The organism is Sphingopyxis sp. Soil_C_28, assembly GCF_057657055.1.
In genome coordinates this window covers 265,414-291,602 of sequence record NZ_JBDGJE010000003.1, presented here as the reverse complement: position 1 = coordinate 291,602, position 26,189 = coordinate 265,414, and the positions used below count along the sequence as shown (strand labels likewise).

The following is a 26,189-nucleotide window of genomic DNA, read 5'->3' as shown; positions in this document are numbered from 1 at the left end:
TCCAGTCAGTTCGTCCAGTAGATATAATCCTGCCCGTCCTTCCACGGCGCGTTCTGGGGCACGTCGATCCGCACGGGGGCCTCGATCAATCCGGGCCAGATCGGCTTGGCCATGTCCTTGTTCTGCGCGGCGAGCATCGCGCTGAGTTGCGCGACCCGCTGTGGTTCGGTCGCAGACAGGTCGTGCCGTTCGGTCGGATCGGCCGCGAGATTGTAGAGGCGGATTTTCTCCGGGCGCTTCGTCATCTGCAGCTTCCAGTCGCCAGCCCGCACCGCGCGATAATCGCCCGAGCGCCAATAAAGCGCAGCACGCTTTGCCGGACCGGCCAGGATATCCTCGCTGTCGACGATCCGGTCGGCGGGTATCGCCGCGCCCGCCGCCGCCGCGATGGTCGAGAAGAGGTCGATATGGCCCGTCGGATCGGCACGGGTCGACCCCGGCGCGATCTGCCCCGGCCAGCGCATGAAGAAGGGCGTGCGGATGCCGCCTTCGAAGAAGGTCGCCTTCCACCCGCGATAAGGCGCGTTCAGATCGTCGATGCCCGTATACCAGGCCCCGCCGTTGTCGCTGGTGAAGATGACGAGCGTGTTGTCGTCGATCCCCAATTTTTTGAGCTTTGCCATCACGTCGCCGATGCGCCGGTCGAGTTGCGCAATCATCGCGCCGTAAACGCGTGCCTTGTGATCCTTGATCTGCGGCAGCTTCGCATAGTCTTCTTTCGTCGCCTGCAGCGGCGTGTGGGGGGCGTTAAAGGCGAGGTACATGAAGAAGGGGCGATTGCGGTTCGCCTCGATCGCCGCCATCGCCTGATCGGCGAAATAGTCGGTCATATGACCCTTCGGATGGAAGCGCTTGCTGCCGTTGAAGGTCACCGCGTGGCGCAGATTGGCCCAGATGAAATGGTCGATCCGGTCCCACGGCAGCTTCGCATTCACCGCGTCGGGATCATCTTCGGGCAGGAACATCGCGGCACCGCCAAGCACGGCGAGGCTTTCGTCGAAACCCTGCGCCTGCGGTTGCAGCGCCGGGGCTTCGCCCAGATGCCATTTGCCGATGTGCAGCGTATGATAGCCCGCGGCTTTCACCGCCTCGGCAATTGTCACTTCCTTCGCCGGAACGCCCATGTCGGGATAGTCGGGGATGCCGGGCGTGATCAGTTCCTTGTGGAAGATCGCCTTGTGCGGTCCAACCCCCTCGCCGTGCGAGACGCTTTCAGCGAACTGCACCGGCACCGCGGTATATTCGAAGCCGAAGCGCGTCGGATAGCGACCGGTCATCATCGCCGCGCGCGATGGCGAACAGGTCGCGTTCGCAGCATAAGCGGTCGTGAAGTTGATCCCCTGTCGCGCGATGGCGTCGATGTTCGGCGTCTTGACGATCCCGCCCGCGACGCCGCCGCCGTTCAGGCTGATGTCGTTGAAGCCAAGGTCGTCGGCGACGATCAGGATGATATTGGGCGGACGCTTGCCGCCGAGCGGGTTGGCGGCGGACTCGGTGGGGCCCTGCTGCCACGCGACCGCGCGGTTCGGCTGGACCGGGTCTTTCCAATCCTGAACGAGGCCGGGAATGCGATATTTGTTCGCCTCGAAGGCCCAATATCCGCCGGCACCCGCCAATGCCAATACGCCAAGCGCGACCCATCTTTTCTTCATCTGCTCGCCCCTGTTCAGCGCTGTCGGCCCGCGCAAAAACTATTGACACTATACGTGTCATTATACCGATGGGTGTGCAAGATCAATTGACCCGGGCGCCAAGTCGGGCCAGCAGGGGCGCGATGACGACAGGGGTGAAGAAAATCAGCGCGCCAGAGGCCGAACCCGATCGGGTCGATGGCCGCCGCGAACGCGGACGGTCGAGCCATAAACGCATCGTCGAGGCGATGATGGAGCTGATCGTCGCGGGCGACCTGTCGCCGAGCGCCGCGCGCGTCGCCGAAGAGGCCGGCATCGGCCTGCGCACCGTGTTTCGCCATTTCGACGATATGGATGCGCTCTATGCCGAGATCACGGCAACGATCACCGAACGCGTCGCGCCGATCGTCATGGCGCCCTACCCCGACCAGCCGTGGCGCGCCAATGTCCGCGAGCTGGTCCGCCGCCGCGTCCGCCTGTTCGAGACCACGCTTCCCTTCCGCCTCGCGGCGAACATCAAGCGTTACCAATCCCCGTTTCTGATGGGGCAATATAGCCGCGTCGTGATGTTCGAGCGCGAGTTGATCCTTTGCCTGCTTCCCGGTCCGGTCCGCGCCGACCGCATCGGGGTCGAAGCGCTGTGCGCCGCGCTGTCGTTCCACACCTGGCGCACGCTGCGCCACGACCAGAGCCTTTCGGCCGACGAGGCGGGAGCGGTGATGGGGCAGATGGTCGAAGCGCTGATGGCGGCCATCGTCGAAGAGGGTTGAAGCGGAAGCCGGCGGGGGGAGCCGCTGTCAGGAAGGCGGGCCGGCCACCCCATCGCGGCGTGCCCGGCGGCGGCGGCGCAGCCCCCAGACCAGCGCCGACAGCAGCAGGACAATGCCCCCGATCCAAAGCCCGAAGCGGATCAGGCGCGGTTTCCCCTGCTGTTCGAAAGCATAGCGATTGATCTGTTCGTCGGCGGTATAGCCCGCCGGCATCTCGAGGACGCCGTTCGCTTTCGCATAGGCCCGGTAATCGGCCATCAGCGCAGCAAAACGGTCGGGCATCGCGGCGGCAAGGTCGCGCGTTTCACCGGGGTCGGCCTTCAGGTCGTAGAGCCGCCATTGACCGTCGCCCGTCGGTGCGAGGTTGCGCACCAGCTTGTAATCGCCACGAAACAGCGCCGCATTGCCCGACAGCTCGTACCCGAGCGGCGCGTCACCGTGGACGCTGCCCGGCTGTCCGTTCAGCACAGGGACAAGGCTGCGGCCGGTCAGCGGCTCGACCGCCCTGCCCTGCCAGTCGCCGCGGTGGCCAGGCACCCCGGCCATTTCGGTCAGCGTCGGCAGGATGTCGGTAACATGCGCGAGGCCATCGCTGATCGCGCCCGGGCGGACCTGTGAATTGCCCGGCCAGGCGATGATGAGCGGCACCCGCAGGCCGCCCTCCGCGGCGGTGAACTTATATCCCGACAGCGGCGAGGCAGCGGCGCTCGCCCAGCCCGGCCCGATCGCTGAAAAGCTGCCGCGCCGACCGATATTCGCGGTCCCCAAATCATATTGCATGCCGAGGAACATACGGTTGCGCAGACTGTGGAACGGGTTGGTCGGCTCGGCGCCATTGTCGGAGAGGAAAACGAAAATCGTATTGTCATAATCGCCCGTCGCTTTCAGATGCGCGACGAGGCGGCCAACCTCGCGGTCCATTGCGGTCGCCATGCCGCCATAGGCCTGCATCACGCGGACGGCGGCGGCGCGCTCGTCGGCATCGAGCTTTTGCCAGTCGGGCGTCGTCGGCATCGTCACGATCGGGACGCCCGCGGGCATGATGCCGAGCGCCGCGGCGCGCTTTGCCCGCGCTTCGCGCAGCGCGGTCCAGCCGGTCTTGTACATCGCCGAATAGCGCGCGATGTCGCTGTCGGGCGCCTGCACCGGGATATGGTTGGCGAGGAAATTGATCGACGCGAAGAAAGGCTTGCCGCTTTTGCGGTCGGCCTCGATGTAATCGATCATCCGCTGCACGACGAAATGCGACGAATAATAGTCCTTGGGCAGCGTTGCGGGCTTGCCGTTCTCGGTCCAGTTCGCCTTGTCGTACATGCCCTCGATCGGGCGCTGTTCGAAATTGTCGGCGCCGGCGTCGGCTAGACTGAAGGCACGGTCGTATCCGCGCGCGTGCGGCAGGCGCGACGGGTCGCTGCCCAGATGCCATTTGCCCGTCAGATAGGTGCGATATCCCGCAGCCTTCAACAGCTGCGCGATCGTCACGACGCGGTGGTTCATCACCGTATCATAACCGGGCTTGCCGCGATGCGCGTCGGGGATCGTCTCGGGCATGTTGCCGAGCCCGTTGCGGTGGTTCATCACCCCCGTCTGCAACATCGCGCGCGTCGGCGAGCACGACCCCGCGACGTGGAAATTCGAAAAGCGCATTCCCGAATGCGCCAGCGCGTCGATGTTCGGAGTCGCGAATTCGGCGCCGAATGCACCGACGTCGCTGAAGCCCCAATCGTCGGCGAGCAAGATCACGATATTGGGGTGCGTTGGCGCCGGTGCGGCGCGCTGCGCCTGCACAGGGGTCGCGGCGATCAGTGCGCCGGCGAAGATGATGGCAGCACGCCGGGACCCGCCTATGCGACCCGGCATTTAGTGGTCCTCCTGCGCACTGCCATCACTCCCACCCCCTCGGGATATGGCACTTACTATGTCAATATATTCATGAGTCAATGGGGGGCAAATCCGGTGCCGCCAATCTTATCGCTCACGATACTCCGGCGCCCGCTTTTCGAGGAATGCGGCGAGCGCTTCGCGATGGTCTTCGGTCGCCGACAGGATCACCTGCTGGCGATCCTCGATCGCCATCGCGGCGTCGAGGCTTTGCGCATCGATGTTGAGGTTGAGCGCCTGTTTCGAGAGGCGCAGGCCATAAGGGCTGGTCGCCAGCATCTCGTCGGCAAGCGCGAGGCCGCGGTCGAGCAGCGCCGCTTCCTCGACGATCTCGCTCACCAGTCCGGCGCGCAAGGCCCGCTCGGCATCGATGAAGCGGCCGGTCAGGATCATCTCGGATGCCAGGCTGGCGCCGACGAGGCGCGGCAGGAAATAGCTCGATGCCATGTCGCACCCGCCAAGGCCGATGCGGATATAGGCAGCGTTCGCCTTGAACGACGGCGCCGCATAGCGGACGTCCGACGCGAGCAGCAGCGACAGCCCGCCGCCGCACGCGGCGCCATGGCCCAGCGCGATGATCGGCTGCGGACAGGCGCGCATCTTGCGATAGATATTGCCGATCCGCGTCTGGGTACGCAGCGTGCGGAGCACCGGCGTCTCGTCGCTCGTCCGGTCTTCCTGAATGTCGAGCCCGGCGCAGAAGCCGCGCCCGACACCGCGCAGGATCACGACGCGGACCTCGGGACGGTCAGCAAGCCCGCCGAAATAGGTATTGAGTTCGTCGACCAGCCCCTCGTTCAGCGCATTAAGTCGCTCGGGCCGGTTGAGCGTCGCGATCTCGACCGCGCCGCGGCTTTCGATCAGCAGTTCGCTCACAGCGTCTGTCCATCGTCGACGGTGATGACGCTGCCGGTGATGCCGAGCGCGGCGTCGGAGCAGAGCATCAGCAGCGGCGCATGGAGGTCGGTGGCCGGGCGCATACGCTGGCGCGGGAAGCTTTTCACCATCGCCGCGCCCGTGTCGCTCTCGAACAGCTCGGCGGTCATTTCGGATTCGAAATAGCCGGGCTGGATCACATTGACGCTGATCCCGCGCCGCGCCCATTCGCGCGCCAGCGCCTTGCCAAGGTGGCGCACCGCCGCCTTGGTCGCGCCATAGACCGAAGTTGCGGGAAAGATTTTCTCGGCAGTGATCGAGCCGATCAGGACGATGCGGCCATGCTGCTTCTCGCGGCTGCCCGCCTTGTCGAGGCGCCGGGCGCCCTCGGTCGCGGTCAGGAAGACGCCGCGGACATTGGCCGCGAGCAGGAAATCGACGTCGGCCGCCGTCAGACTCATCGCCATCTTCTCGGTCGCGACGCCAGCGTTGGCGACGATCGTGTCGACGGTGCCGAACGCGGCTTCGGCGGCGTCATAGGCGGCGATCGTCGACGCTTCGTCGGTGACGTCCATGCTGACCGCAATCGCCTGCCCGCCCGCCGCCTCGATCGCGGCGACCTGTTCGGCGAGCTTGTCGGCTCGGCGCGCTGCCAGCACGACCTTCGCTCCCGATGCCGCCAGCGCTTTTGCAAAGCCCGCTCCCAGTCCCGACGATGCGCCGGTCACCAGCGCCACGCGTCCCGTGAGGTCGAACTTCGGTTGCTCCGCCATCATACTCCCTTTCCTTCGTTTCCTATGCATTGGTCTCGATTGACGTTCACGTCAACCGAGCGCGCGGCCCCACCGGAAAACCGGGAAAAACAGGTTGACGGATCATATTTGTTCCCTTAATGTTCCTCTTGTGCACACCAAACCTCATCCCCCGTCGCGGCTGCCGAGCGCGGCGGACGGGGGATAAAGGGTTCCGCCCTTTCACCTTCCCCGGACCGACATGTCCGGCCCGGTCGCGAAGGCCGCCAAGCTTTTGAGCTTGCACAATCTCCGGCATTGATCGCGGCTGCAAACAGCGTCACAAACGGCGTTGTGGGATTGGACGAGACAGGGGCCTCAAGATGATAGCATTGTTCGACCTCGGCGCGGACCGGACCTGAGCCGATGCACGCGGTCGAGGCCTTCGAACTCGTCCTCGGGTTGCTCGCGCTCGTCATCGGGCTGCACTGGCTCGCGCTGAAGCTGCGCTGGCCGCCCGCGACGGCGCTCCTTGTCGGCGGCGGCGCGCTCGCCTTCCTCCCTGGGTTGCCGGAGATATCGCTCGATCCCGAACTCGCGCTCGTGCTGTTCCTGCCGCCGCTGTTGATGGACGGCGCCTATTACACCGCGCTTGGCCGTTTTCGGCGCCACCTTCCCGGCATCCTGTCGCTCGCCGTCGGCGCGGTGGTTTTCACGACGCTGGTCGTCGGCGTGGTCGTGCATTTGATCCTCCCCGACCTGCCCTGGGCCGCCTGCTTCGCGCTCGGCGCGATCGTTTCGCCGCCCGACGCGGTGTCGGCACGCGCCGTGCTGAAGGGAGTCCATTTGCCGCGTCGGCTCGAAGCTTTGCTCGAAGGCGAAAGCCTGCTGAACGATGCGACCGGGCTCATCCTCTTCCGCTTCGCCGTCGCCGCGACGCTGAGCGGGGTTTTCCACACCGGCGAGGCGGTGCAGAGCTTTGCCTTTGTCGCGATCGGCGGGGTGATCGTCGGCGCGCTCGTCGCCGCAGGCTGGGTCTTCCTCGCCAGGCGCCTCCAGGATCGCATGCTCGTCATGCTGATCACGATCCTGCTGTGCTGGGCCGCCTATCTTGCCGGTGAAGCCGTCCATGTTTCGGGGGTGATCGCGACGGTGACCGCGGGCCTCGCGATGGGCTGGTATCAGCATGAGATATTGTCCGCCGACGTGCGGCTTCGCGCCAATTCGGCGTGGTTCATCATGGTGTTCGTCCTCGAAGCGCTGGTCTTCATCCTGATCGGCTTTTCGCTGCGCGGCGCGCTCGAGCGGATCGGCGGGATCGAGGCGATGCCGCTGTCGTGGGTCATCGTGATTGCGGCCGTCGTGATCACGCTTACCGTCGCGCGCTTCGTCTGGATCTTCGGATCGGAGGCGGTTCTGGGAATTGCCCGCAAGCTGGGACTGGAACGCGCGCGCCCGCTGGGCTGGCGGCAAGCGACGGTCCTGAGCTGGACGGGGATGCGCGGCGTCGTGACGCTGGCGGTTCCGCTGACCCTTCCCGTCGATATGCCCGGCCGCGACCTGATGTTGATTTGCGCCTTCGCAGTCATCTTCGTGACTGTCGTCGCGCAGGGATCGAGCCTCGGCATGCTTATTCGCGCGGTCAAGCCGGTCGATACCGACCCGCCCGCGAAAATGGCGATGCCCGCCGCCGAAGCGGCGATGGCGCGCGCGCGGTTCGCGGTCATCGAAAGGCTCGCTTATGACGAGAATGGGACGCTGATCCACCCGATGATGCTCGAAGAACATCGCAAGCGGATGAATTTCATGGAGCGGTATGAGGCCGACGCCAGCACCACAATGGACGGACTGAGGTCGCATTTCGACGTCCTGCTCCAGGCCATCGCCGGGGGGCGCGCCGAGCTGATCCGGATCCACCGTGCGGGCCTGATCGAGGACGAAGTCCTCCATGAACTCGAACGCGATCTCGACGTCGAGGAACTGGCGATGACACTCCAGCGCGGGGAATGACCCCGCAGGATCGGCGTCAGGTCGGCATGCGATAGACGATGAAACCCGCATGTTCGGCCAGCCGATATTCGCGCGAGTCGGCAGAAAGATATGGCGAGCGGCGCGTATCTTGTGATCGAGGGCCAGATTGCTGCGCCCCCGATCGATCCGAATCTCCGGCGCGAGTTGGCGGGCCTGAATGTGAGCATGGACCAAACGATCTTCGATTCCGCGCGTGAAACCTTCAAATCGCTCGCGCGCGCACTGATCACCGCGACGGCACTCAATCTTCCCCACCATAATGACCGGCAGTATGCGCTCGTGGGCGAGACGGGCTATCTCACCGAACCGGGAAGAAGCGAACCCATCTACAGCGTCGGCATGGTTGCGATGGGTGGACGGGCATCGGTATCGAACTCGCTCGATACCGCAAACGCCGAGCGCATTGCGCGACAAGCGGCAAAGCTTGTCGAGGATGGCGGACTCGAGCGAAGTTCGCGACTTCTCAGCCTGTCGCATGACCAAAAGACCGATGAGCTGCAGGCTTTTCTCGCGGCTTGGTCCGCTCTCGAAATATTTGTGCAGAGAAGCTTCAGCGCGCAATAGGAAGGACAATGGTTCGACCTGCTCGAGGGGGCGGCGCCACCCGCGGCGGGGTCGGTATTCGAGCGATTGCGAGCGGTCATGCGCGACGCGCTCCTGCACGGCGAAGAGGTCGAAGCGCGCTATCCGACCGAGGCGATCCAGGCGCTGCTCTGATAGGGCAGCGCCATTTGTGACGCCAGCCGCGGAAGCCAGACGACCCGTCCATCTCCTGCCGCCGAAGCTGGCCGAAAGCGGACAGGCCGCTATCAGGTGCAGACTCAGCTAAAGCAGTCGCGCCACGTCCCCCGCCGATGAATTCGCGCCCTTGCGTATCTTTCGCACGGGCGGTGCCGTGGCATCCTGAATCATCGCAATCGATCAGGCGCTAGGTTTGTCCGTCAGGTTCCAGCCGCCGACCTTGGCATAGACGGCATCGCGCAAGGCCCTGATGTCCCTGTTGAGATCGGCAAGGGCTGCAGGCGACTGGCCGGAGGCCTCCAGCAGCGCATCACCGAGACAGCCGGCCCTCGCTTGAAGCGCTCGCCCGGCATCCGTGAGCGCGACGACGACCTGACGTTCGTTCGACGGATTTCGGGTTCGGCTCACCATGCCCGCGGCTTCGAGCCGTTTGAGCAAAGGCGTCAGCGTGCTCGATTCGAGCGCGAGCTGGTCGGCAATGCGTCCGATCGGTTGCCTGTCCTCGCGCCACAATATGTTGAGCACCAGATATTGAGAATAGGTCAGCCCAAGCTCGTCGAGCAGTGGCTTGTAGGCGCGCTGAACGGCGATGCCTGCAGAGTAGATCGCGTAGCAGAGCTGATCGTCGAGCGGCACAGGCGGATTGTCGGTGGTCATCATGAACTCCATTTCACCCCCAATATAGCGACTGAATCGCAAAAATATATATCGCGATATATTTATGCTGGACAAGCAAAGCGAATCCTCATATCTCTTCATTTATCGCGATAAATGTTATCGCCATATAGGAGAGATTGCATGTCCCTGTTCCACAATGTCCGCACCGTCCTCGCCGCCGCTGCCGTTGTCGCCTCCTTCCCCCTCGCCGCGTCCGCGCAGACGACCGATAATCCCGGTCACATCGCCGCGACCCAGCCGGTGCGCAACGTCATTCTCGTTCATGGCGCCTTCGCCGACGGGTCGGGCTGGCGCGGCGTCTACGACGAGCTGACGGGCCGCGGCTATCGCGTCACGATCGTCCAGAACCCGCTGACCTCGCTCGCCGATGACGTCGCGGCGACGAAGCGCGCGATCGCCCGGCTGGACGGTCCCGCCATCCTCGTCGGCCATAGCTGGGGCGGCACGGTCATCACCGAAGCCGGGGTCGACCCGAAGGTGGCGGGCCTCGTCTATGTGTCGGCGCTCTCCCCCGATGCCGGCGAGACGACGGCGCAGCAATATCAGGGGTTCGTTACACCGCGCGAGTTCGTTCTCGACACCCAAAGCGACGGTTTCGGCTTCATAGATCTCGCGAAGTTCAAGGCCGGGTTCGCGGCGGATACGACCGATAGCGATGCAGCGTTCATGCGCGACTCGCAGGTCCCCATCAACATGTCGGCGTTCGGCACGAAGCTGACCCAGGCCGCCTGGCGCAGCAAGCCGAGTTGGGCAGTGATCGCGACCGACGACAAAGCATTCGACCAGCGCATGCTGCAGCATATGGCGAAGCGCATCGGTGCGAAGGTCACCGAAGTGCCGGCAAGCCATGCCGTCTTCATGACCCAGCCGAAAGTCGTGACGGACGTGATCGACCAGGCGGCGCAGGCGGCCTCGCGCAGCTCCAAATAACGGACTTGCGCCCTGCCTCTTCCCCGGTGGCAGGGCGCCGGTAGGCGGGACCGGCAGGTCTCGCCTGCCTTCCATAATTGCCAGTCTTCAGCCGGTCTTACGGTCGGATCAGCAGCGGACGCGGCGGGCCAGGCCGCGACGCCGCTGCACGCCGCCGTGCCGGTTCGGCGCGGCCGACAACTGGGGACGTTCCGTCCCCACCCCTCCCCAAAGTAAAAGGAAAACATGATGATCACCGAGGCTTTCCCCGGCCAGGACACCGATTTTTCCCGGCGCGCTCGCGAGAACCAGACGAGGCTCAATGCCGATCTCAAGCGCAGCTATGACTTCATTGTCTGTGGTGCAGGCGCATCGGGTTCCGTCGTTGCCCGCCGCCTTGCCGAGAACGGCAGCGCAGAGGTTCTGTTGATCGAGGCGGGTGGCGGCGACGAAGCGCAATCTGTCATGGACCCCGCGCTCTGGCCAACAAACCTTGGGAGCGAACGCGACTGGGGCTTTCAGGCCGAGCCCAATCCGCACCTCGATGGCCGCGAACTGTCGATGGCGATGGGCAAGGGTCTCGGCGGCGGTTCGAGCATCAATGTCATGGTCTGGGCGCGGGGCCACAAAAACGATTGGGATCATTTTGCCGCTCAGGCGGGCGATGCCAGCTGGGGCTATGCATCGGTGCTCGACATCTATCGCCGCATCGAAAACTGGCAGGGGGCGCCCGATGCGCCTTTCCGCGGTACCGACGGCCCCGTGTGGGTGCAGCCCGCGCACGATCCGAGCCCGCTGGCGCACGCCCTTCTCGGCGCCGCGCGCGAGCAGGGCATCCCGACATTCGCGAGCCCGAATGGCGCGATGATGGAAGGACCGGGTGGCGCCGCGATCACCGATATGCTCGTCCAGGGCGGCCGGCGCCAGTCGCTGTACCGCGCCTATGTGCATCCCTTTTCGGACCGGCCCAATCTCACGATCATGACGGGGGCGCATGTCCGTCGCATCCTGTTCGATCAGCGCCGCGCGACCGGCGTCGAGATCGAAAAGGACGGCCGGGTCTTTTCGGTCGGTGCGCGGAGCGAACTCATCTTGTCGACCGGCGCGATCAACACCCCTAAGCTCCTGATGTTGTCCGGCATCGGCGATCGCTCCGAACTCGGCCGCCATTCAATTCCCGTCGTCCAGCACCTGCCCGGTGTCGGGCGCAACATGCAGGATCATGTATCCTTTGGCTGCATGTGGGAGCTGGCGGGGCCGATGGCGCCGCGAAACAGCGGAAGCGAGGCAACGCTGTATTGGAAAAGCCGTCCCGATCTCGAGACACCCGACCTGCTTTTCTGCCAGGTCGAGTTTCCCGTGCCGAGCGAGCGTACGGCGGCTCTCGGCGTTCCCGACCATGGCTGGACGATGTTCGCGGGGCTTGCGCAGCCGAAGAGCCGCGGGCGCCTGTTCCTGCGCGATGCAGACCCCGCGCAGCCATTGGCGATCGACACGAACATGCTTTCGGATACGGCCGACCTCGAGGCGGCGCGCGAATGCGTCAAGCTTTGTCGCGAGCTTGGCAATGGCGAGGCGTTCAAACCCTTCGTCAAGGGAGAGGTCATGCCAAGAGACCGCGACGTCGCCGGACTCGATGCGTTCATTCGCGATTCCGCGGTCACCTATTGGCACCAATGCGGTACCGCCAAGATGGGACAGGACGACATGTCGGTCGTCGATGCCTCGCTCAGCGTCTACGGGATCGAAGGGCTGCGCATCGCCGATGGCTCCATCATGCCGCGGGTGACAACCGGCAATACGCAGGCACCCTGCGCGATCATTGGCGAACAGGCCGCGACGCGTCTACGCGCAGACCACGGTCTCTAGAGCCGCCCCTCATCCGAAGGCCTTCGGTCCGATTTTTCGGGCCGAAGGCCGTCGATGCTCATGCCTCATCGCGCGGCGTGAGCCGAACCGGCGCATCTGAACGCGCCGCAGCAGGCTCAAGGCTGTGCGAGCCGTCCAGCAGCGAAGTCGCGTGCGAGCGCGATAAAGGCTTGGAACGCCGCAGAGGAATTGCGCCGATTGGAATAATAGAGGCACAGCGGCACCAGCGGCGGCGTCCAGTCGTCGAGAATGCGCACGAGCCGTCCCGCCGCGATGTCTTCGCGCACATCGGCTTCCATGAAATAGCCGATCCCTACCCCGCTCATCACCGCAATCCGGGTCAGGGAGGCTTCGTCGAGGGTGATCGGGCCCTCGACGTCGAGCTGTAATTCTTCGCCGCCCTTCTCGAACCGCCATCGGAACAACGCGCCATTGGGAAGCCGCACACGAATGCAGGGGTAAGTGAGCAGCTCCTGCGGCACTTGGGGGATAGCCCTGTTTTCGAAAAAGGCGGGGGATGCGACAACCGCCATGCGTCGCATCTGGCCCAGCGGTATGGCGATCGCGTCGCTTGGCACCAGATCCGCGCTGCGCACTCCCAGATCGAAACCCGCCGCCACGACATCGACAAGCCGCCCCTCGGTGACGAGGTCGATGTGAACCTGCGGATAGCGTTGCAAATAGCTCAGGACCAACGGCGCCATGATCTCGCGCGCCGCCATTGCGAACGCATTGATGCGCAGAGTGCCGGACGGCGTCTCCTGCTGAGAGCGCACCGTATTCATCGCTTTTTGAATGTCTTCGAGAGCCGGTTTGATCTGTTTGACGAAAATTCGTCCTGCATGGGTGAGCGAGACGCTGCGTGTGGTCCGATTGAATAACCTCACGGCAAGCTCCCGCTCGAGCTTGCCCACTGCATTGCTGATGGCCGTGGTCGACATGCCGAGATCGAGCGCCGCTGCTCGAAACGAGCCACACCGAACAATGGCAAGGACTGCCTCCAGCTCGATTAGCGAATGGCGAGTCATTATCCCGATCTCCGTGATACCCTATGCCGATTTGTCCCGATTATCAGGCGAGAAGTCTATCGCTAATTAAGTCTCGTCACGAATGAGGAGATGAAAATGTCAATGGACCTACCCAAGCCCATCGCCGACTATGTCGAGGCAAATGCCCGTCTCGATATCGACGGTATGTTGAAGCCTTTCCTGCCCGACGCGGTCTTCATCGACAACGGCAAGCATTTCGAGGGGCAGCCGGCAATTCGGCAATTGTTCGAAGAAGAAGTGATCCCGGTGAAAGCCATCTTCGTGCCCGATGCGGTGCGGGAAGAAGGCGGCGATGTTGTCGTCGAGGGGCCCGCACATGGTGACTTCCCGGGCAGCCCGCTCCGTTTCACCTATCGCTTCACGCTGGTGCACGGCGCGATCAAAACCCTGGAGACCACGGTATGAGCATCAAGGCAGATCCCGCCGAGTTCGCTGGCAAGCGCGTCCTCGTCAGCGGTGGAACCAAGGGCCTGGGCCGCGCCACGGTCGAGCGCTTCCTCGCCGGCGGAGCCCGTGTCGTCACGGCCGCCCGCGCGATCAAGGATCCCATCGAGGGCGTCGAATATGTCCAGGCCGACCTGACGACTGCGGAGGGCAGCGAAGCGCTGGCCAAGGCGGCGCTCGAGCGGCTGGGCGGCATCGATATTCTCGCCCATGTGATCGGAGGTTCGGCTTCGCCGGCGGGTGGCTTCGCCGCGCTGACGGACGACCACTGGCTCGCCGAGCTGAACCTGAATTTGCTGGCGACGGTTCGGCTCGATCGGCTGCTGATCCCGCAGATGCTCGAGCGGGGCAAGGGCACCGTGGTGCACGTCACCTCGATCCAGTCCGTCCTGCCGCTGCCTGAGTCCACCACCGGCTATGCCGCGGCCAAGGCCGCGTTGAGGACCTACAGCAAATCAATCTCTAAAGAGCTCGGCCCCAAGGGCGTGCGGGTCAACGCCGTCTCGCCGGGCTGGATCATGACGGAGGCCACCGGAGACTTTCTCGAAACGCTTCGCGCAGCCAATGGCGGCACGATCGAGGACGCGCGTCAGTCCGTGCTCGATGCCCTGGGCGGGATCTCGATCGGGCGGGGCGCCGAGCCCGAAGAGGTGGCCGACCTCATCGCCTATCTCGCCTCAGACCGGGCCGCCGCGATCCACGGCGCCGAGTTCGTGATCGATGGCGGGACCATCAGCACCGTCTGAGGGTGCCGCCCGGCGCTCGCCCCCTTCGGGAGGGCGGGCGTCGGCATGCCGACGACGGCAATCGATCAATGCCCCGCGCAGCACCAATCTCCCAATCTGTTCTGAAAGGAACCACCCTGTTCGCTGTCTATGCAAAAGAAGCGAATTTCGAAGACCCGCTTGCCTCCGTTGTCGTCGGCGAACGCCCAGACCCAATCGTGGAAGAAGGATGGGTGCGGGTGAAGGTGACCCATGCCAGCCTGAATCGGCATGACATTTTCACCCTGCGCGGGCTCACAGCACAGGAAGAGCCGATCCCCTTTCCAATGATCCTGGGCAATGACGGCGCCGGGCTGCGGGACGACGGAACGCCGGTCGTCATCTATCCGGTAATGGGGACGGACAGCTGGAAGAGCGATGAGACGATCGACCCACACTGGCACGTCTTGAGCGAACTCGTGCCCGGGACGATGGCGGATTATGTCGCTGTTCCAAAGCGCAACGCGGTGCCGATTCCTGAAGGACTGTCGGCGCTCAACGCATCGCTGCTCGGCACGGCCTGGCTGAAGGATTATCGCGCGCTCTTCACCAAATCACGACTGATTCCCGGCCAGACCCTGCTCGTGCAGGGCGCTTCGGGAGGCATGTCGACGGCGCTTATCCAGATCGGCCGCGCGGCCGGGTTCGAAGTGTGGGCCACGACCCGCAATGACGAAGGGGCAGCGATTGCCGAACGTCTCGGCGCCAACCGCATATTCCGGCATGGCGACCCACTGCCCCGCCGCGTCGACGCGGTTGTCGACAATATCGGCGCCGCGACATGGGCGGACAGCCTGAAAGCCGTCAAACGCGGCGGGGTCCTGGTGATCAACGGGATCACGACGGGTCACGCCGCCGATACCGACCTGCTGCGTATCTTCGTCGAACAGATCGACATCCGCGGCACCATCATGGGCACACGCGAGGAGATGAACGCCATGATGCAGTTCGTCATCCGGAACGACATCGAGCCCGAGGTCGGCGCGGTGGTACCGATGACCGAAGCGCGCGAGGCGATCCGCGACATGATCGAGGGCCGCACCCGGGGGAAGACCGTATTCACGCGATGACATGATTGCCAAAGCGCTACCAATCGTAACTGGCGCAGGTATGACCCTCGGCGCGGTGTTACCCAACCTCAGCACAGGCACGACCGCTTTGTCCCAAATCCAGTAATTCGGGTTCAAAGGTGATTGACGTTCTCGAACGGCAGGTTCCGGCAAGGGCGCTTGATCGGCTAAACAATCGGGATGAGACGCATTGCAGCCTGGCCGCCAGTTGGCTCGATCTCGCCGTTAGCGGTCAGGCCGCTTTTGGGATGGAATTGAAATAAGCGGACATGGCTGACAAGCGAGCGGTGACATTGTCCTCACCGTCCTTCTCGATCACCGCCAACTGATGCGCCAGCATGTTGCGATACCGCACCATCTCCTTTCGAAAGAGATGGTTCACCTGCTCACTGGTCAATCATTCCTTCTCGATCCGTTCGTATAAGCTCATTCGCACAACCTCGCTTCGGCCGGTCATCGCGGCCGCGCGCCGTCGCGCGACCGACTGGTCCTTCGTCAGAAGGCTGACCGTTGTTGCGATGGTTATAGGACGTTCAAGCCGTCCAACGAAGCGCACCCGGCGACGCCACCAGTAGGTGGCCCCGCGACGGTTCACATTTTCGATTGCTGGCGTCAGGCACTGGCTCCACCCACTGGTAGCAATTGATGCCACTGCGATGGTCGGCCTTGTTCAGTTAAGGGAGAAACCTGGGGTTTTCCGTCCCTTGGCTGAGGCACAGCACCGGCTGGCTGGGGCGGCAGGATTCGAACCTGCGAATGGCGGCATCAAAAGCCGCTGCCTTACCACTTGGCGACGCCCCAACGGGCCGGTGCGAGCGCGTCTATAGCGTCTTGGGATGCGTTGGCAAGGCGACGCCTTAAAGGCGCGTCACCCAGCCATGCGGATCGGCAGCGCGGCCGCGTTGGATGTCGACGAGCTTGTCCTTAAGCTTCGTGGTCACCTGTCCCGGGCCGCCCGCACCGATCGTGAAGCTCGCCTCGCCGCGGGTCACCTTGCCCACCGGGGTCACGACCGCAGCGGTACCGCAGGCGAAGCTTTCGGTCAGCTTGCCGCTTTCCGCGTCGGCCTGCCACTGGTCGATCGCATAGGGTTCCTCGCGCACGATCAGGCCAGCGTCGCGCGCCAGCGTGATGATCGTGTCGCGCGTGATGCCGGGCAGGATCGTACCGGTCAGCGGCGGGGTGACGATGCTGCCGTCGTCGAAGACGAAGAACATGTTCATGCCGCCCAGTTCCTCGATCCAGCGATGCTCGGCGGCGTCGAGGAAGACGACCTGATCATGGCCCTTGGCGATCGCCTCGCGCTGCGCAATCAGGCTGGACGCATAATTGCCGCCGCACTTGGCGGCGCCGGTGCCCCCGGGCGCGGCGCGGGTATAATCCTCCGACACCCAGAGCGAGATCGCGGGGGCGCCCGATTTGAAATAATTGCCGACCGGCGAGGTGATGACGAGGAACTGATATTCGGCCGCGGGCTTGACGCCGAGGAACACTTCGCTCGCGAACATGAAGGGGCGCAGGTACAGCGCGCCGCCGTCGACCGGCGGGAACCAGTGCGCGTCCGCGGCCACGGCTTCCTTCACCGCGGCGATGAACAGATCCTCGGGCAGTTCGGCCATCGCCATGCGGCGCGCGCTGGCGTTGAAGCGCGCGGCATTGGCCTCGACGCGGAACAGCGCCATCGATCCGTCGTCAAGGCGATACGCCTTCAACCCTTCGAAAATTTCCTGCGCATAATGGAGCACCGCGGTCGCGGGATCGAGCGACAGCGGCCCGCGCGGCATCACCTGCGCATCGTGCCAGCCCTGCCCCTCGGTATAGCGGATCGACACCATATGATCGGTGAAGACGCGTCCGAACGCCGGATCGGCGATCGCAGCCACCCGTACATCGTCCGCGATCAGATTGGGGTGCGGCAGATGGGTAAAAGCGGGAGCGGACATGCGGAAACACCTGTGGTTTGAGGGTTTGTGGTGCGCGCCTCTTGCCAAAGACGGGCGCCGCGCGCAACGGTAGCGACTATGCCGGATGAGAATTTTCTTTCACAAGTACCCGCTGCCTCAGCTCTTTTCTTGCGCGAGGACGAGGTGCGCCGCGGCATCGAATATCTGTTCTTCGCGCATGCTTCGCTGTGGCGCGCGATCGACGCGCGGCTCGCCGAAAAGGAAATCGGACGCGCCCATTACCGCGCGCTCTATTTTATCGCACGGCAACCGGGGCTGACGATCTCGGATCTCCTCGCCTTGCTCGGGATCACCAAACAGTCGCTCGGCCGCGTCGTGAAGGAGCTGGAAGCGCGCGAATATCTGACGACGCGTCCGGGCAATCGCGACCGGCGGCAAAAGGAGCTGCGGCTGACCGACGCCGGCCGCGCGGTCGAGGCCGGGATCTTCACCATGCTGCGCGACACGATGAGCCGCGCCTATACCCATGCGGGACAGCAGGCGGTGACCGGTTTCTGGCAGGTCAGCGAGGCGCTCGTGCCCGCCCGCGAGCGCCGGCGGATCGCGATGCTGGGGAAGGACGCGGGTTAGGGCCTATCCCTCACCGCGCGCGATATCGGCCAGTTCGCGCCCACGATCGCGCGCCGCGCGCAGCACATTGGTAAGCAGCGCGGCAAGCTGACCATCGCTGTCGAGCACATCGAGTCCCGCCTGCGTCGTGCCGCCCTTGCTTGCGACCTGCGCGATCAGCACGCCGGGCTTTTCGCCGCTCTCGGCGAGCAACGCGGTCGCGCCGCCGAAGGTCGCGGTGGCCAGCGCCAGCGCGTCCTCTGCCGACAGGCCGAGCCGTTCGCCCGCAGCGGCATAGGATTCGATCAGGCGAAAGACAAAGGCGGGGCCGCTGCCGGTAAAAGCGGTGACAAGGTCCATCGTCGAATCGTCGGCAAGCCGCACCGTCTGACCCAGAGTGTCGAGCAGCGCATCGATCATCTTGTCATCGGCGTCGCCTGACGTCGCAACGGCCGACACACCGGCGCCGATACGCGCGGCGAGATTGGGCAGGATGCGGACCTGCGCGCCCGCGTCGGGGAAGCGCGCGGCAAGATCGGCGAGCGACACGCCCGCCAGGATCGAAAGCAAGTGCACGCCGCCGGTGGCGAGCGGCGCCAGCAGCTCGGCGACGTCGCCGAGTTGCTGCGGCTTCATGCCGAGCATGATCCAGTCGGCGCTGCCACCCGCCGCCTGCCATTCATCGAGCGATGCGTACTGGGCAATGCCGGCGCGCGGCGCCGCATAGGGATCGACGATCGCGACCAGCGCCGGGTCGAGCCCCGCCGCCAGCCAGCGATCGAGCATTGCGCCCGCCATATTGCCGCAGCCCACAAGGAGGAGGCGGCCGGAGAAGTTCTGCAATGCCTTGGTCATAAATTCTTTGTTTCTTTTTTATCGACAGCTGCTTTCGGGCCCCGACAACAGGTCGAGACAGCGGCCATCCACTTTGTTCGCGTCCACCGGAACGCCGATCAGCGATGCCAGCGTCGGCATGATATCGACCGTCATCACCGCATTGGGCTGTTCGAACCCGGCAAGCCCCTTGCGCCAGAAGAGGATCGGCACCCGGCGGTCATAATCCCATACCGACCCGTGCGTCGCGACATAACCCAGCCCCGATTCGGGAATCGGCGTCACACGCGGTTTCAATACGACAACGAAATCGCCCGATCGCTGCGGATGATAGGACGCGCGCAGCTTGTCCATCAGGCTCCAGACATCGGGTGATCGCTTCGAGACCGGATGGCGCGCGATGTCCTCGCCCGTCACGACCGCCTCGATCTGCGGATGCGCGCGAAGGCGTGGCAAGAGTTCTGCCATCGCCGCCTTGCGCTGCGCCGGGGTCAGCGCTTTCGACAGATACATGTCGCCGAACGGGCCGTCGCCATAGAGCAACGGCTGCGGCAGGCCGAGTTTTTCGGCGACAGCCTTGCCCAGCTTGTCAGGATCGAGCGCCGGATCGACGCGCTCGGCGGCGGGCCAGCCGTTCTGGCGGTTGCGTTCGGGCATGTCATGGCCGCCATGGTCGGCGGTCAGCGCGACGGCATAGTCGATGCCGGTCGCGTCGAGCCGGGCGAAGAAATCGCCGAGTTCGCGGTCGAGCCCCGCCATCTGAAGGCACATTTCCGCGCCCTCGGTGCCCGCGCCATGGCCGACATAGTCGGTCGCCGACAGCCCGACGATGAGCAGGTCGGTGCTGCTGCCCTCACCCATCTTGCGCACCTGACGCAGCGCGGCGGCGGTCGCGAGCACCGCACCGTCGGCCTCGGGCGACGCCATGAAGCGGCGGAAGTCCCCGGCGTCGCGCGCGAGCCGGCCGGTGCCGACCGTACCGCCCTTGTCATTCACCGGAATGGCGATGTCGTGGGTCGCGCAATCGGCGGGCAGCGTCAGGCCCGGACGCGCCTGGCCGATCGCGGCGGCGATCGCGGTGCTGGCCTGCTGCGCGGTCGGCGACAGCGCGGTGCCGCGATAGCTGGTGAGCCCGGTCGGCGCGAGCCACAACAGTTCGTCGGCCTGCCGCCCGCCCATCATGATTGCCGCGCGGTCCTTGCCCGAAACCGAAACGACCTGCGCGCCGGGATCGCGCGCCTTCATCAGGTCACCGAGCGTCGGGACGAGCAGATGGTTCACCGACGGCGCATATTGGCCGCTCTTCGAAGAGGTGCCGGGCACCGTCTCATCCTCGGCGCAATAGACGCGCTTGTCTTCGCGACCGACCGACAGGTCGAAATAATTATTGGCGACAATCCCCGCCCGCCCCGGGTGGCTGCCAGTCAGGATCGTCGAATGCCCGGGGCAGGTTTCGGTCGCGCCATGCGCCTGATAGCCCGACGGGAACACCACGCCCGACGCAAGCCGTGCGAGGCCGCCGGTAAATTTGCCGCGATATTCGGTAAACAGGTCGGCCGAAAACTGATCGATCGCGACCATCACTACCAGCTTGGGAGGAGGAGTCGCGGCAGTCACCTTTTGCGCCGGCGGCGCCGAGTTCTGCGCGAGGACGGCGCCGGCACCAGTCATGCAAAGCGTGGCGGCGAGAGCGGTGGTCAGATATTTCAGCTTCACGGACGGCTTCTCCAACTGGGGTGTGTCAGCGCGGGCTGTCCTCTCGACGAAAGCCGCCTATATGGCAAGCCTCGAACGACAGGCAGACGCGGGACGAGCATGGATCGCTGGAAAGACGGCTTTGTGACAAAGACATGGCGCGCGATGCTCGCATTGCTGACACTCGCCATGCTCGCGGCATCCCCGGCGGCGGCGCAATCGACGCATATCCAGCCGAAGCTTGTGGCCGAATCGGCCGCCCCGGCACCCGGCGGCGCGACGACCCTCGCGCTGACCATGGCGCCCGAAAAGACCTGGCACGGCTATTGGGTCAATGGCGGCGACGCAGGCTTCGGTCTCTCGGTCGAATGGAACGCGCCCGAGGGGGTGACGATCGCACCCTTTCGTTATCCGGTGCCCGACGCACTGATCCTCTTTGGCATGATGAACCATGTCTATGAGCATCCCTATGCGCTGCTCGCCGACGTGACCGTCGATAAAAGCGTCGCCCCGGGGACCGACCTGACGATGTCGGGGGTCGCGAACTGGCTCGCCTGCACCGACAAGGTGTGCGTGCCCGAGAAGGCGGTGATCTCGGTCGCGATGAAGGCGGGCGATGGCAAGATCGCGCCCACGGATCGCACCCGCTTCGACGGCTGGCGCGCGCTGCTCCCGCAGCCGCTCGACCGCCACGGCACTTGGGAAAAGCGCGGCGACATGGTCCGCTTCGCGATCCCCGTTCCCGCCGGCACCGCGGTCGACGCGCCGCACCTGTTCGTCGAGACGCAGGATGTCGTCGACTATGCCGCGCCGCAACGCTTCAGCCGCAATGGCGACCACATCATCGTCGAAACGCGCGTGAAGGGCGAAAAGACGGGGCCCGTTTCGGCATTGCTGAAACTCGGTGGCGGACGCGGCCTGTCGCTGACGTTCGACCCCGGCGCGGTGCCCGCGGCCGGCGAGGCGATCGCCGGGAACGCCGGCGGTATCGATATGGGCCTGTTCTGGACCGCGCTCGGCGGCGCGATCCTCGGCGGACTGATCCTCAACCTGATGCCCTGCGTCTTCCCGATCCTGAGCCTCAAGGCACTCAGCCTCGCGCGCTCGGGCGGCGACGTGCGAAGCGCTAAAATCGAGGCGCTCGCCTATACGGCCGGTGCCGTCGTTACGGCCCTGCTGCTAGGCGGGGCGCTGCTCGCGCTCCGCGCGGTGGGCGAGCAGGTCGGATGGGCGTTCCAGTTGCAGCATCCGGTGAGCGTGCTCGCGCTCCTGATCCTCGCGCTGGCGATTACGCTCAACCTGCTCGGTGCCTATGAGCTGCCATCCTTCGGCCGCGGACAGGCGCTGGTCGACAAGGGCGGCGCGGCGGGCGGCTTTTGGACCGGCGCGCTGGCGGCGTTCGTCGCGACACCTTGCAGTGGTCCGCTACTCGGTGCGGCGCTCGGCGCAACACTGGTGTTGCCGGTGTGGGCGGCGCTGCCGATCTTTGGCGGGCTCGGTCTGGGGCTCGCCCTGCCCTTCCTCGCGATCGGCTTTGTACCCGCGCTGCGCAACCGGTTGCCAAAACCGGGGCCGTGGATGGACCGCTTCCGCAAATGGATGGCGCTGCCGATGGGACTCACCACGCTCGCGCTGGCGTGGCTGCTGTGGCGCCAGCTTGGCAGCGGCGAGCAGTTGATGTGGCCGATCCTTGCAGTCGCCATGGCGCTTGTCCTGCTCACCCATTATGGCTCGATCCAGCGCGGTGACCGCCGGTCGTGGCTGCTTTACGCCTCCGGCCTGCTTTTGCTCGTCAGCCTCGCGGGCACAGTGACCGAGGTCGCCGAGGCCGAACGCACGACCGGCGGCGCGGGCTCGACCTTCTCCGACGACGCGCTCGCCAAGGCACGCACCTCGAACAAACCCGTCTTCGTCTATTTTACTGCCGACTGGTGCCTGTCGTGCAAAGCGAATGAAGCCAGCGCGATCAACCGCGAGGCGGTGCAAAAGGCGTTCGACAAGGCCGGCATCATTACTCTCGTGGGCGACTGGACCAACGGCGATCCGATCATCACGCGCACGCTTGCCGAGCATGGCCGCAACAGCGTGCCGCTTTATCTCTGGTACGCGCCGGGTGCTGCGAAGCCAGAAATCCTGCCGCAAATCCTGACCCCCGGCCTGCTCACCGAGAAGGCTGGCCAATGACCGGAACACCAATGAATATGGACTGTCCCTATTTAATTATCGCGGCCTCTGCTCGCTCAGGGTTTCCCGAATTAAATAGGGACAGTCCCTATTTATTGGCGGTGGTGTGATGGCGAAGCAGCGCGCCGACCAGTTGCTCGTCGACCGCGGCCTTGCCGAAAGCCGGACGCGCGCGCAGGCGCTGATCCTCGCGGGGCTTGCCTTCGTCGGCGACCGCAAGATCGACAAAGCGGGGCAGCAGGTCGCCGACGACGCCGAAATCAGCGTCAAGGGCCGCGACCATCCATGGGTGTCGCGTGGCGGGATCAAGCTCGACCATGCACTTGCGCATCTCGGCTGGGATGTCGCGGGCGCGATAGCGATCGACGTCGGATCGTCGACCGGCGGCTTTACCGACGTGCTGCTCAGCCGCGGCGCGGCGCGCATCTATGCCGTGGACTCGGGCACCAACCAGCTCGCGTGGAAGCTGCGGCAGGACGAGCGGGTCATCGTCCATGAACAGACGAGCGCGCGTATCCTGACCGCGGCGCATATCCCCGAACCGATCGACCTGATCGTTTGCGACGCCAGCTTCATCGCGCTGTCGAAGGTCCTGCCGGTGCCGATGTCCTTTGCCAGAGCGCGCGCGCGCATGGTCGCGCTGATCAAGCCGCAGTTCGAGGTCGAACGCCATGAGGTTGGCAAAAAAGGCGTCGTCCGCGATACCGCGCTGCACGCGCGCGTCTGCGCCGAAGTCCGCGAATGGCTGGGGAGCGAAGGCTGGGATGTGCTCGACACGCTCGAAAGCCCGATCACCGGCCCCGAGGGCAATGTCGAATTTCTGATCGCCGCGATGAAGCGAGCCGCTTGACGCTGCGCCGCACAAACGCGACACCGATGCAACGGATTCGCGTGTGGGGGGTAAGGCGGACATGACCGAAATCGCAACGCCAGGACAGCTTCGCATGTCCTATCTGCGCTGGGCGCTTGTGACCGTGCCGGCGATCGTCCTGATCGGCAGCCTGATGGGCGTGCTTTCGAACAGCGGTTACGGCAATCGCTGGTTCGCCTCGCTCGACCTGCCCGCGATCACCCCGCCCGGTTGGGTGTTCGGGGTCGTGTGGCCGATCCTCTACATCATGCTCGGGCTGTCGCTGGCGATGATCCTGCACGCGCGCGGCGCGAAGGGACGCGGCTTTGCGCTGCTGCTGTTCTTTGTCCAGCTGATCGCCAATTTCGCCTGGTCGCCGCTGTTTTTCGGGCAGTATCAAGTGACGAGCGCGCTCTATCTGATCATCTTCATCCTGATGGTGACGATCGCCACCGCCTTCGCCTTTGCCCCGATCCGCAAGGCCGCGGCGTGGCTGCTCGTCCCCTATATGGTCTGGCTGAGCTTTGCCACGATCCTCAATTTTCAGATCGATCAGCGCAATCCCGATGCCGAAACCCTTGTCCCCGCCGCCGCCAGCACCCAAATAGGCTGATGGCAAGGGGACAGACCCCGACGAAGGAATATTAGACATGCAGAGCGAAAACCGCTTTTTCGACGATCTGGCCAAGATGGTGAACGGCATTGCCGGAACCGTTGCCGGCGCGGGCCGCGAAGCCGAGTCCGCGATGCGCGACCGCGCGAAGGAATGGGTTGGCCGCATGGATTTCGTCAGCCGCGAGGAATTCGAGGCCGTGAAGAAAATGGCCGCCACGGCGCGCGCCGAAGCCGAAACGCTGAAAGCGCGCCTCGACAAGCTCGAAGGCGTAACGAAGCCCGCAGCCGCGCCGAAGGCTGCGGCGGCACCGAAGGCCGCAGCAAAGCCCGCCGCAGCGAAGCCGGCTGTGAAACCCGCTGCCAGGCCTGCGACGCGCAAGCCCAAGAGCTAAGGCGCGCGACGCGCTTTTTGGCAGTTTATGCACAATATATTCCCCGGATGGCATGGGACGCGGACTCGCGTCGTCCGGCCATCCGGGCTAAGGCGCGCGCATGAGTGACGATATCTACGACGACGACGATGGCCAGGAAGCCGCACCGATGGAGATGCTGGCGTCCTATTTCGCCGCGCACGACTGGCCGCACGAAATGGTCGGTGAGGACGAGATCGTCGCGACCGCGCAGGGCAGCTGGACGACTTACGAACTACGGGCCGTGTGGCGCGCCGACGATGGCGTCATCCAGCTGCTCGCCTTCCCGGACATCCGCGTCGTCGAAGACAAACGTGCCGCCGCGCACGAGGCGCTCGCGCTGATCAACGAGCAATTGTGGCTCGGCCATTTCGAACTCTGGTCGAACAGCGGCACGATCCTGTTCCGTCACGGCATGCTGCTCGGCGCCGACGCATCGCTGCCGCTCGATCTGACCGAAACGCTGATCGAAAGCGCGATCGACGAGTGCGAGCGCTTTTACCCCGTGTTTCAGTTCGTGCTGTGGGGCGGCAAATCCCCCGCCGAAGCCCTCGCCGCATCGCTCATCGAAACGCGCGGCGAGGCGTAAGCCCTAAATCTTCTCGAAGCGGGTCAGCCCCGGCCCCAGTTCGTTCGGCCCGATCGCCAGCGCTTCGCCGCTCCAGTCGGCGACGAAGATCGTCTTGCGGCCGGTGCCTTGCGGAACGCTCGCGCGATTGCCTTCGATGACCAGCCCGCGCGACGGATTGTCGCGCGCCTCGGCCGCGACCGCGATCAGCGCGCCGTGATTTTCCTTGTTGCGTCCCTGGATCATCAGGTTGTTGGCGATCCGCCCGGTCGATCCCGCCGGCAGGTCGATCAGGTAATTGGTCGTCGAGCCCTGCGTATCGTCGAAGCTGTTGTCGCGGATGTCGACGCGCGGCGAGCGGGTCTTGAGATAATGGCCACCGCTGCCCTTTTCAAAGCGCGTGCGCGTAACGACGACGCGGCCATAGACCCCGGTATAGACGCTGTGTGCGCAGCTGAGTCCGCGGTCGCAGCGGCCGAGGCGCGAAAAGGTCGAGCGGTCGATCGTCAGCGTCGCCTGCGGATCGTCGGCGGTCAGTATGCCTTCCTCGCTGTTGCGGAACAGGCTGTTGACGATCTCGAGATCGCTTTTTTCGAGGCGGATGCCCGCGCCATTGCCGTCGGGGACGCGCATATTCTGGAACACGATCCCGTCGATTTTCGCCCCGGCACCGCGCAGCACCAGCGCCGCCTTGCCCTCGCACGTCACGCCGTCGAAAATCGCCCGCCCGGGTTCCGCCGCGACGAACGTAATGCGGCCTGCGGTCTGTACCGCGCAGTCGCGGTGATAGCCCGTTGCAACGCGGATCGTGCCTTCGCCCTCGCCGATCGCATCGACCGCGTCCTGCAGCCGTCCGAAGCTCCGGCCGCTTTCGGCGACAACAAACGGCCCGGAACCCGATTGCGCGGGCACCGGCACCGGCGCGAGAAGGAGCGGAAGGGCGAGCAGCGGCAGCAACGGCCGGCGGAGAATTGCCTTGAACATGCGCCGCCCATAGCGACTTTTTGCGCGCCCGTCGTTTGCGAAGCTGGTTAACCGCGCGGCTGTCCCCTTATCGGACAGCCGCGCCGCCGCCG

General features: G+C 64.8%; 25 protein-coding genes and 1 tRNA gene. 14 read left to right on the top strand and 12 right to left on the bottom strand.

Annotated features, from left to right (window positions below):
- Positions 1-5: 5 nt before the first annotated feature.
- Positions 6-1,652 (bottom strand): sulfatase-like hydrolase/transferase, encoded by a 1,647-nt coding sequence (locus AC3A43_RS14880; RefSeq protein ID WP_487793335.1) that lies wholly within the window; start codon positions 1,650-1,652, stop codon positions 6-8.
- A 122-nt stretch (positions 1,653-1,774) separates the two neighbouring features.
- On the opposite strand from AC3A43_RS14880, the gene AC3A43_RS14875 reads away from it, so the two are divergent.
- Positions 1,775-2,401 (top strand): TetR/AcrR family transcriptional regulator, encoded by a 627-nt coding sequence (locus AC3A43_RS14875; RefSeq protein WP_487793334.1) that lies wholly within the window; start codon positions 1,775-1,777, stop codon positions 2,399-2,401.
- A 27-nt stretch (positions 2,402-2,428) separates the two neighbouring features.
- Here AC3A43_RS14875 and AC3A43_RS14870 read toward each other — a convergent pair whose 3' ends face one another.
- The 3 genes from AC3A43_RS14870 to AC3A43_RS14860 form a co-directional block, all read right to left on the bottom strand.
- Positions 2,429-4,261, bottom strand: a complete 1,833-nt coding sequence (locus AC3A43_RS14870) for an arylsulfatase (protein ID WP_487793333.1) — start codon at positions 4,259-4,261, stop codon at positions 2,429-2,431.
- A gap of 108 nt (positions 4,262-4,369) precedes the next feature.
- Entirely contained in the window at positions 4,370-5,158 is a 789-nt protein-coding gene (locus AC3A43_RS14865; RefSeq protein WP_487793332.1) for an enoyl-CoA hydratase/isomerase family protein, read from the bottom strand.
- Positions 5,155-5,931 (bottom strand): SDR family NAD(P)-dependent oxidoreductase, encoded by a 777-nt coding sequence (locus tag AC3A43_RS14860; RefSeq protein WP_487793771.1) that lies wholly within the window; start codon positions 5,929-5,931, stop codon positions 5,155-5,157. The genes AC3A43_RS14865 and AC3A43_RS14860 overlap by 4 nt, the downstream gene beginning before the upstream one ends.
- Before the next feature lie 384 nt (positions 5,932-6,315).
- Between AC3A43_RS14860 and AC3A43_RS14855 the strand changes: the two genes are divergently transcribed.
- Positions 6,316-7,899 (top strand): Na+/H+ antiporter, encoded by a 1,584-nt coding sequence (locus tag AC3A43_RS14855; RefSeq protein ID WP_487793331.1) that lies wholly within the window; start codon positions 6,316-6,318, stop codon positions 7,897-7,899.
- 90 nt (positions 7,900-7,989) lie between these two features.
- The gene (locus AC3A43_RS14850; RefSeq protein ID WP_487793330.1) at positions 7,990-8,484 is read left to right on the top strand and encodes a hypothetical protein; all 495 of its coding nucleotides are present in this window, start codon (positions 7,990-7,992) and stop codon (positions 8,482-8,484) included.
- Between the two features lie 357 nt (positions 8,485-8,841).
- On the opposite strand, the gene AC3A43_RS14845 is transcribed toward AC3A43_RS14850, so the two are convergent.
- A complete protein-coding gene (locus AC3A43_RS14845; RefSeq protein WP_487793329.1) occupies positions 8,842-9,321 on the bottom strand; it encodes a MarR family winged helix-turn-helix transcriptional regulator in 480 nt (159 codons plus the stop codon).
- 138 nt (positions 9,322-9,459) lie between these two features.
- Between AC3A43_RS14845 and AC3A43_RS14840 the strand changes: the two genes are divergently transcribed.
- Positions 9,460-10,269, top strand: a complete 810-nt coding sequence (locus AC3A43_RS14840; RefSeq protein WP_487793328.1) for an alpha/beta fold hydrolase — start codon at positions 9,460-9,462, stop codon at positions 10,267-10,269.
- 225 nt (positions 10,270-10,494) lie between these two features.
- Entirely contained in the window at positions 10,495-12,117 is a 1,623-nt protein-coding gene (locus AC3A43_RS14835; protein ID WP_487793327.1) for a GMC family oxidoreductase, read from the top strand.
- A 116-nt stretch (positions 12,118-12,233) separates the two neighbouring features.
- Here AC3A43_RS14835 and AC3A43_RS14830 read toward each other — a convergent pair whose 3' ends face one another.
- Positions 12,234-13,145, bottom strand: a complete 912-nt coding sequence (locus AC3A43_RS14830) for a LysR family transcriptional regulator (RefSeq protein WP_487793326.1) — start codon at positions 13,143-13,145, stop codon at positions 12,234-12,236.
- A 96-nt stretch (positions 13,146-13,241) separates the two neighbouring features.
- On the opposite strand from AC3A43_RS14830, the gene AC3A43_RS14825 reads away from it, so the two are divergent.
- The 3 genes from AC3A43_RS14825 to AC3A43_RS14815 all read left to right on the top strand — a co-directional run bounded on the left by AC3A43_RS14825 (position 13,242) and on the right by AC3A43_RS14815 (position 15,444).
- A complete protein-coding gene (locus tag AC3A43_RS14825; RefSeq protein ID WP_487793325.1) occupies positions 13,242-13,571 on the top strand; it encodes a YybH family protein in 330 nt (109 codons plus the stop codon).
- Positions 13,568-14,356: an SDR family oxidoreductase gene (locus tag AC3A43_RS14820; RefSeq protein WP_487793324.1), complete on the top strand. Its 789-nt coding sequence runs from the start codon at positions 13,568-13,570 to the stop codon at positions 14,354-14,356. Before AC3A43_RS14825 ends, AC3A43_RS14820 begins: the two co-directional genes overlap by 4 nt.
- 68 nt (positions 14,357-14,424) lie before the next feature.
- Complete coding sequence (locus AC3A43_RS14815) at positions 14,425-15,444, top strand: zinc-binding dehydrogenase (RefSeq protein ID WP_487793323.1); 1,020 nt, start codon at positions 14,425-14,427, stop codon at positions 15,442-15,444.
- 232 nt (positions 15,445-15,676) lie between these two features.
- Here AC3A43_RS14815 and AC3A43_RS14810 read toward each other — a convergent pair whose 3' ends face one another.
- The 3 genes from AC3A43_RS14810 to AC3A43_RS14800 all read right to left on the bottom strand — a co-directional run bounded on the left by AC3A43_RS14810 (position 15,677) and on the right by AC3A43_RS14800 (position 17,387).
- Positions 15,677-15,841: a hypothetical protein gene (locus AC3A43_RS14810; protein WP_487793322.1), complete on the bottom strand. Its 165-nt coding sequence runs from the start codon at positions 15,839-15,841 to the stop codon at positions 15,677-15,679.
- A gap of 329 nt (positions 15,842-16,170) precedes the next feature.
- Positions 16,171-16,245: transfer RNA gene (locus tag AC3A43_RS14805), tRNA-Gln, on the bottom strand.
- A 56-nt stretch (positions 16,246-16,301) separates the two neighbouring features.
- Positions 16,302-17,387, bottom strand: coding sequence for a branched-chain amino acid aminotransferase (locus AC3A43_RS14800; protein WP_487793321.1), 1,086 nt, complete (start codon positions 17,385-17,387; stop codon positions 16,302-16,304).
- Between the two features lie 78 nt (positions 17,388-17,465).
- Between AC3A43_RS14800 and AC3A43_RS14795 the strand changes: the two genes are divergently transcribed.
- Positions 17,466-17,978, top strand: a complete 513-nt coding sequence (locus tag AC3A43_RS14795) for a MarR family winged helix-turn-helix transcriptional regulator (protein ID WP_487793320.1) — start codon at positions 17,466-17,468, stop codon at positions 17,976-17,978.
- A 3-nt stretch (positions 17,979-17,981) separates the two neighbouring features.
- Here AC3A43_RS14795 and proC read toward each other — a convergent pair whose 3' ends face one another.
- Positions 17,982-18,812, bottom strand: coding sequence for a pyrroline-5-carboxylate reductase (proC, locus tag AC3A43_RS14790; protein ID WP_487793319.1), 831 nt, complete (start codon positions 18,810-18,812; stop codon positions 17,982-17,984).
- 18 nt (positions 18,813-18,830) lie between these two features.
- Positions 18,831-20,462 (bottom strand): alkaline phosphatase family protein, encoded by a 1,632-nt coding sequence (locus tag AC3A43_RS14785; protein ID WP_487793770.1) that lies wholly within the window; start codon positions 20,460-20,462, stop codon positions 18,831-18,833.
- 144 nt (positions 20,463-20,606) lie between these two features.
- Here AC3A43_RS14785 and AC3A43_RS14780 point away from each other — a divergent pair, with 144 nt between their 5' ends.
- From AC3A43_RS14780 to AC3A43_RS14760, 5 genes are all read left to right on the top strand, one after another.
- Positions 20,607-22,670 carry a protein-disulfide reductase DsbD family protein gene (locus tag AC3A43_RS14780; protein ID WP_487793318.1) on the top strand — a complete coding sequence of 688 codons (2,064 nt, stop codon included), beginning with the start codon at positions 20,607-20,609 and terminating at the stop codon, positions 22,668-22,670.
- A 109-nt stretch (positions 22,671-22,779) separates the two neighbouring features.
- Positions 22,780-23,520, top strand: coding sequence for a TlyA family RNA methyltransferase (locus tag AC3A43_RS14775; RefSeq protein WP_487793317.1), 741 nt, complete (start codon positions 22,780-22,782; stop codon positions 23,518-23,520).
- Between the two features lie 61 nt (positions 23,521-23,581).
- Positions 23,582-24,133, top strand: a complete 552-nt coding sequence (locus AC3A43_RS14770) for a TspO/MBR family protein (RefSeq protein ID WP_487793316.1) — start codon at positions 23,582-23,584, stop codon at positions 24,131-24,133.
- Positions 24,134-24,170: 37 nt separating this feature from the next.
- Positions 24,171-24,527, top strand: a complete 357-nt coding sequence (locus tag AC3A43_RS14765) for an accessory factor UbiK family protein (RefSeq protein ID WP_487793315.1) — start codon at positions 24,171-24,173, stop codon at positions 24,525-24,527.
- Between the two features lie 100 nt (positions 24,528-24,627).
- A complete protein-coding gene (locus AC3A43_RS14760) occupies positions 24,628-25,134 on the top strand; it encodes a type III secretion system chaperone family protein (RefSeq protein ID WP_487793314.1) in 507 nt (168 codons plus the stop codon).
- Positions 25,135-25,137: 3 nt separating this feature from the next.
- Here the strand turns inward: AC3A43_RS14760 and AC3A43_RS14755 are convergent, their stop codons facing one another.
- On the bottom strand, positions 25,138-26,097 hold the full coding sequence (locus tag AC3A43_RS14755; RefSeq protein WP_487793313.1) for a right-handed parallel beta-helix repeat-containing protein: 960 nt from the start codon (positions 26,095-26,097) through the stop codon (positions 25,138-25,140).
- Positions 26,098-26,189: the final 92 nt, after the last annotated feature.

Bases quoted from the DNA above. Each gene is read 5' to 3' on its own strand.
- AC3A43_RS14855 (WP_487793331.1), top strand. From the start codon at position 6,316: ATGCACGCGGTCGAGGCCTTCGAACTCGTCCTCGGGTTGCTCGCGCTC.
- AC3A43_RS14770 (WP_487793316.1), top strand. From the start codon at position 23,582: ATGACCGAAATCGCAACGCCAGGACAGCTTCGCATGTCCTATCTGCGC.
- AC3A43_RS14780 (WP_487793318.1), top strand. From the start codon at position 20,607: ATGGATCGCTGGAAAGACGGCTTTGTGACAAAGACATGGCGCGCGATG.
- AC3A43_RS14870 (WP_487793333.1), bottom strand. From the start codon at position 4,261: ATGCCGGGTCGCATAGGCGGGTCCCGGCGTGCTGCCATCATCTTCGCC.
- AC3A43_RS14765 (WP_487793315.1), top strand. From the start codon at position 24,171: ATGCAGAGCGAAAACCGCTTTTTCGACGATCTGGCCAAGATGGTGAAC.
- AC3A43_RS14880 (WP_487793335.1), bottom strand. From the start codon at position 1,652: ATGAAGAAAAGATGGGTCGCGCTTGGCGTATTGGCATTGGCGGGTGCC.
- AC3A43_RS14830 (WP_487793326.1), bottom strand. From the start codon at position 13,145: ATGACTCGCCATTCGCTAATCGAGCTGGAGGCAGTCCTTGCCATTGTT.
- AC3A43_RS14825 (WP_487793325.1), top strand. From the start codon at position 13,242: ATGTCAATGGACCTACCCAAGCCCATCGCCGACTATGTCGAGGCAAAT.
- AC3A43_RS14775 (WP_487793317.1), top strand. From the start codon at position 22,780: ATGGCGAAGCAGCGCGCCGACCAGTTGCTCGTCGACCGCGGCCTTGCC.
- AC3A43_RS14800 (WP_487793321.1), bottom strand. From the start codon at position 17,387: ATGTCCGCTCCCGCTTTTACCCATCTGCCGCACCCCAATCTGATCGCG.
- AC3A43_RS14820 (WP_487793324.1), top strand. From the start codon at position 13,568: ATGAGCATCAAGGCAGATCCCGCCGAGTTCGCTGGCAAGCGCGTCCTC.
- AC3A43_RS14815 (WP_487793323.1), top strand. From the start codon at position 14,425: ATGCCCCGCGCAGCACCAATCTCCCAATCTGTTCTGAAAGGAACCACC.
- AC3A43_RS14755 (WP_487793313.1), bottom strand. From the start codon at position 26,097: ATGTTCAAGGCAATTCTCCGCCGGCCGTTGCTGCCGCTGCTCGCCCTT.
- AC3A43_RS14785 (WP_487793770.1), bottom strand. From the start codon at position 20,462: ATGACTGGTGCCGGCGCCGTCCTCGCGCAGAACTCGGCGCCGCCGGCG.
- AC3A43_RS14760 (WP_487793314.1), top strand. From the start codon at position 24,628: ATGAGTGACGATATCTACGACGACGACGATGGCCAGGAAGCCGCACCG.
- AC3A43_RS14850 (WP_487793330.1), top strand. From the start codon at position 7,990: ATGGCGAGCGGCGCGTATCTTGTGATCGAGGGCCAGATTGCTGCGCCC.
- AC3A43_RS14795 (WP_487793320.1), top strand. From the start codon at position 17,466: ATGCCGGATGAGAATTTTCTTTCACAAGTACCCGCTGCCTCAGCTCTT.
- AC3A43_RS14860 (WP_487793771.1), bottom strand. From the start codon at position 5,931: ATGGCGGAGCAACCGAAGTTCGACCTCACGGGACGCGTGGCGCTGGTG.
- AC3A43_RS14840 (WP_487793328.1), top strand. From the start codon at position 9,460: ATGTCCCTGTTCCACAATGTCCGCACCGTCCTCGCCGCCGCTGCCGTT.
- AC3A43_RS14835 (WP_487793327.1), top strand. From the start codon at position 10,495: ATGATGATCACCGAGGCTTTCCCCGGCCAGGACACCGATTTTTCCCGG.
- proC (WP_487793319.1), bottom strand. From the start codon at position 18,812: ATGACCAAGGCATTGCAGAACTTCTCCGGCCGCCTCCTCCTTGTGGGC.
- AC3A43_RS14875 (WP_487793334.1), top strand. From the start codon at position 1,775: ATGACGACAGGGGTGAAGAAAATCAGCGCGCCAGAGGCCGAACCCGAT.
- AC3A43_RS14845 (WP_487793329.1), bottom strand. From the start codon at position 9,321: ATGATGACCACCGACAATCCGCCTGTGCCGCTCGACGATCAGCTCTGC.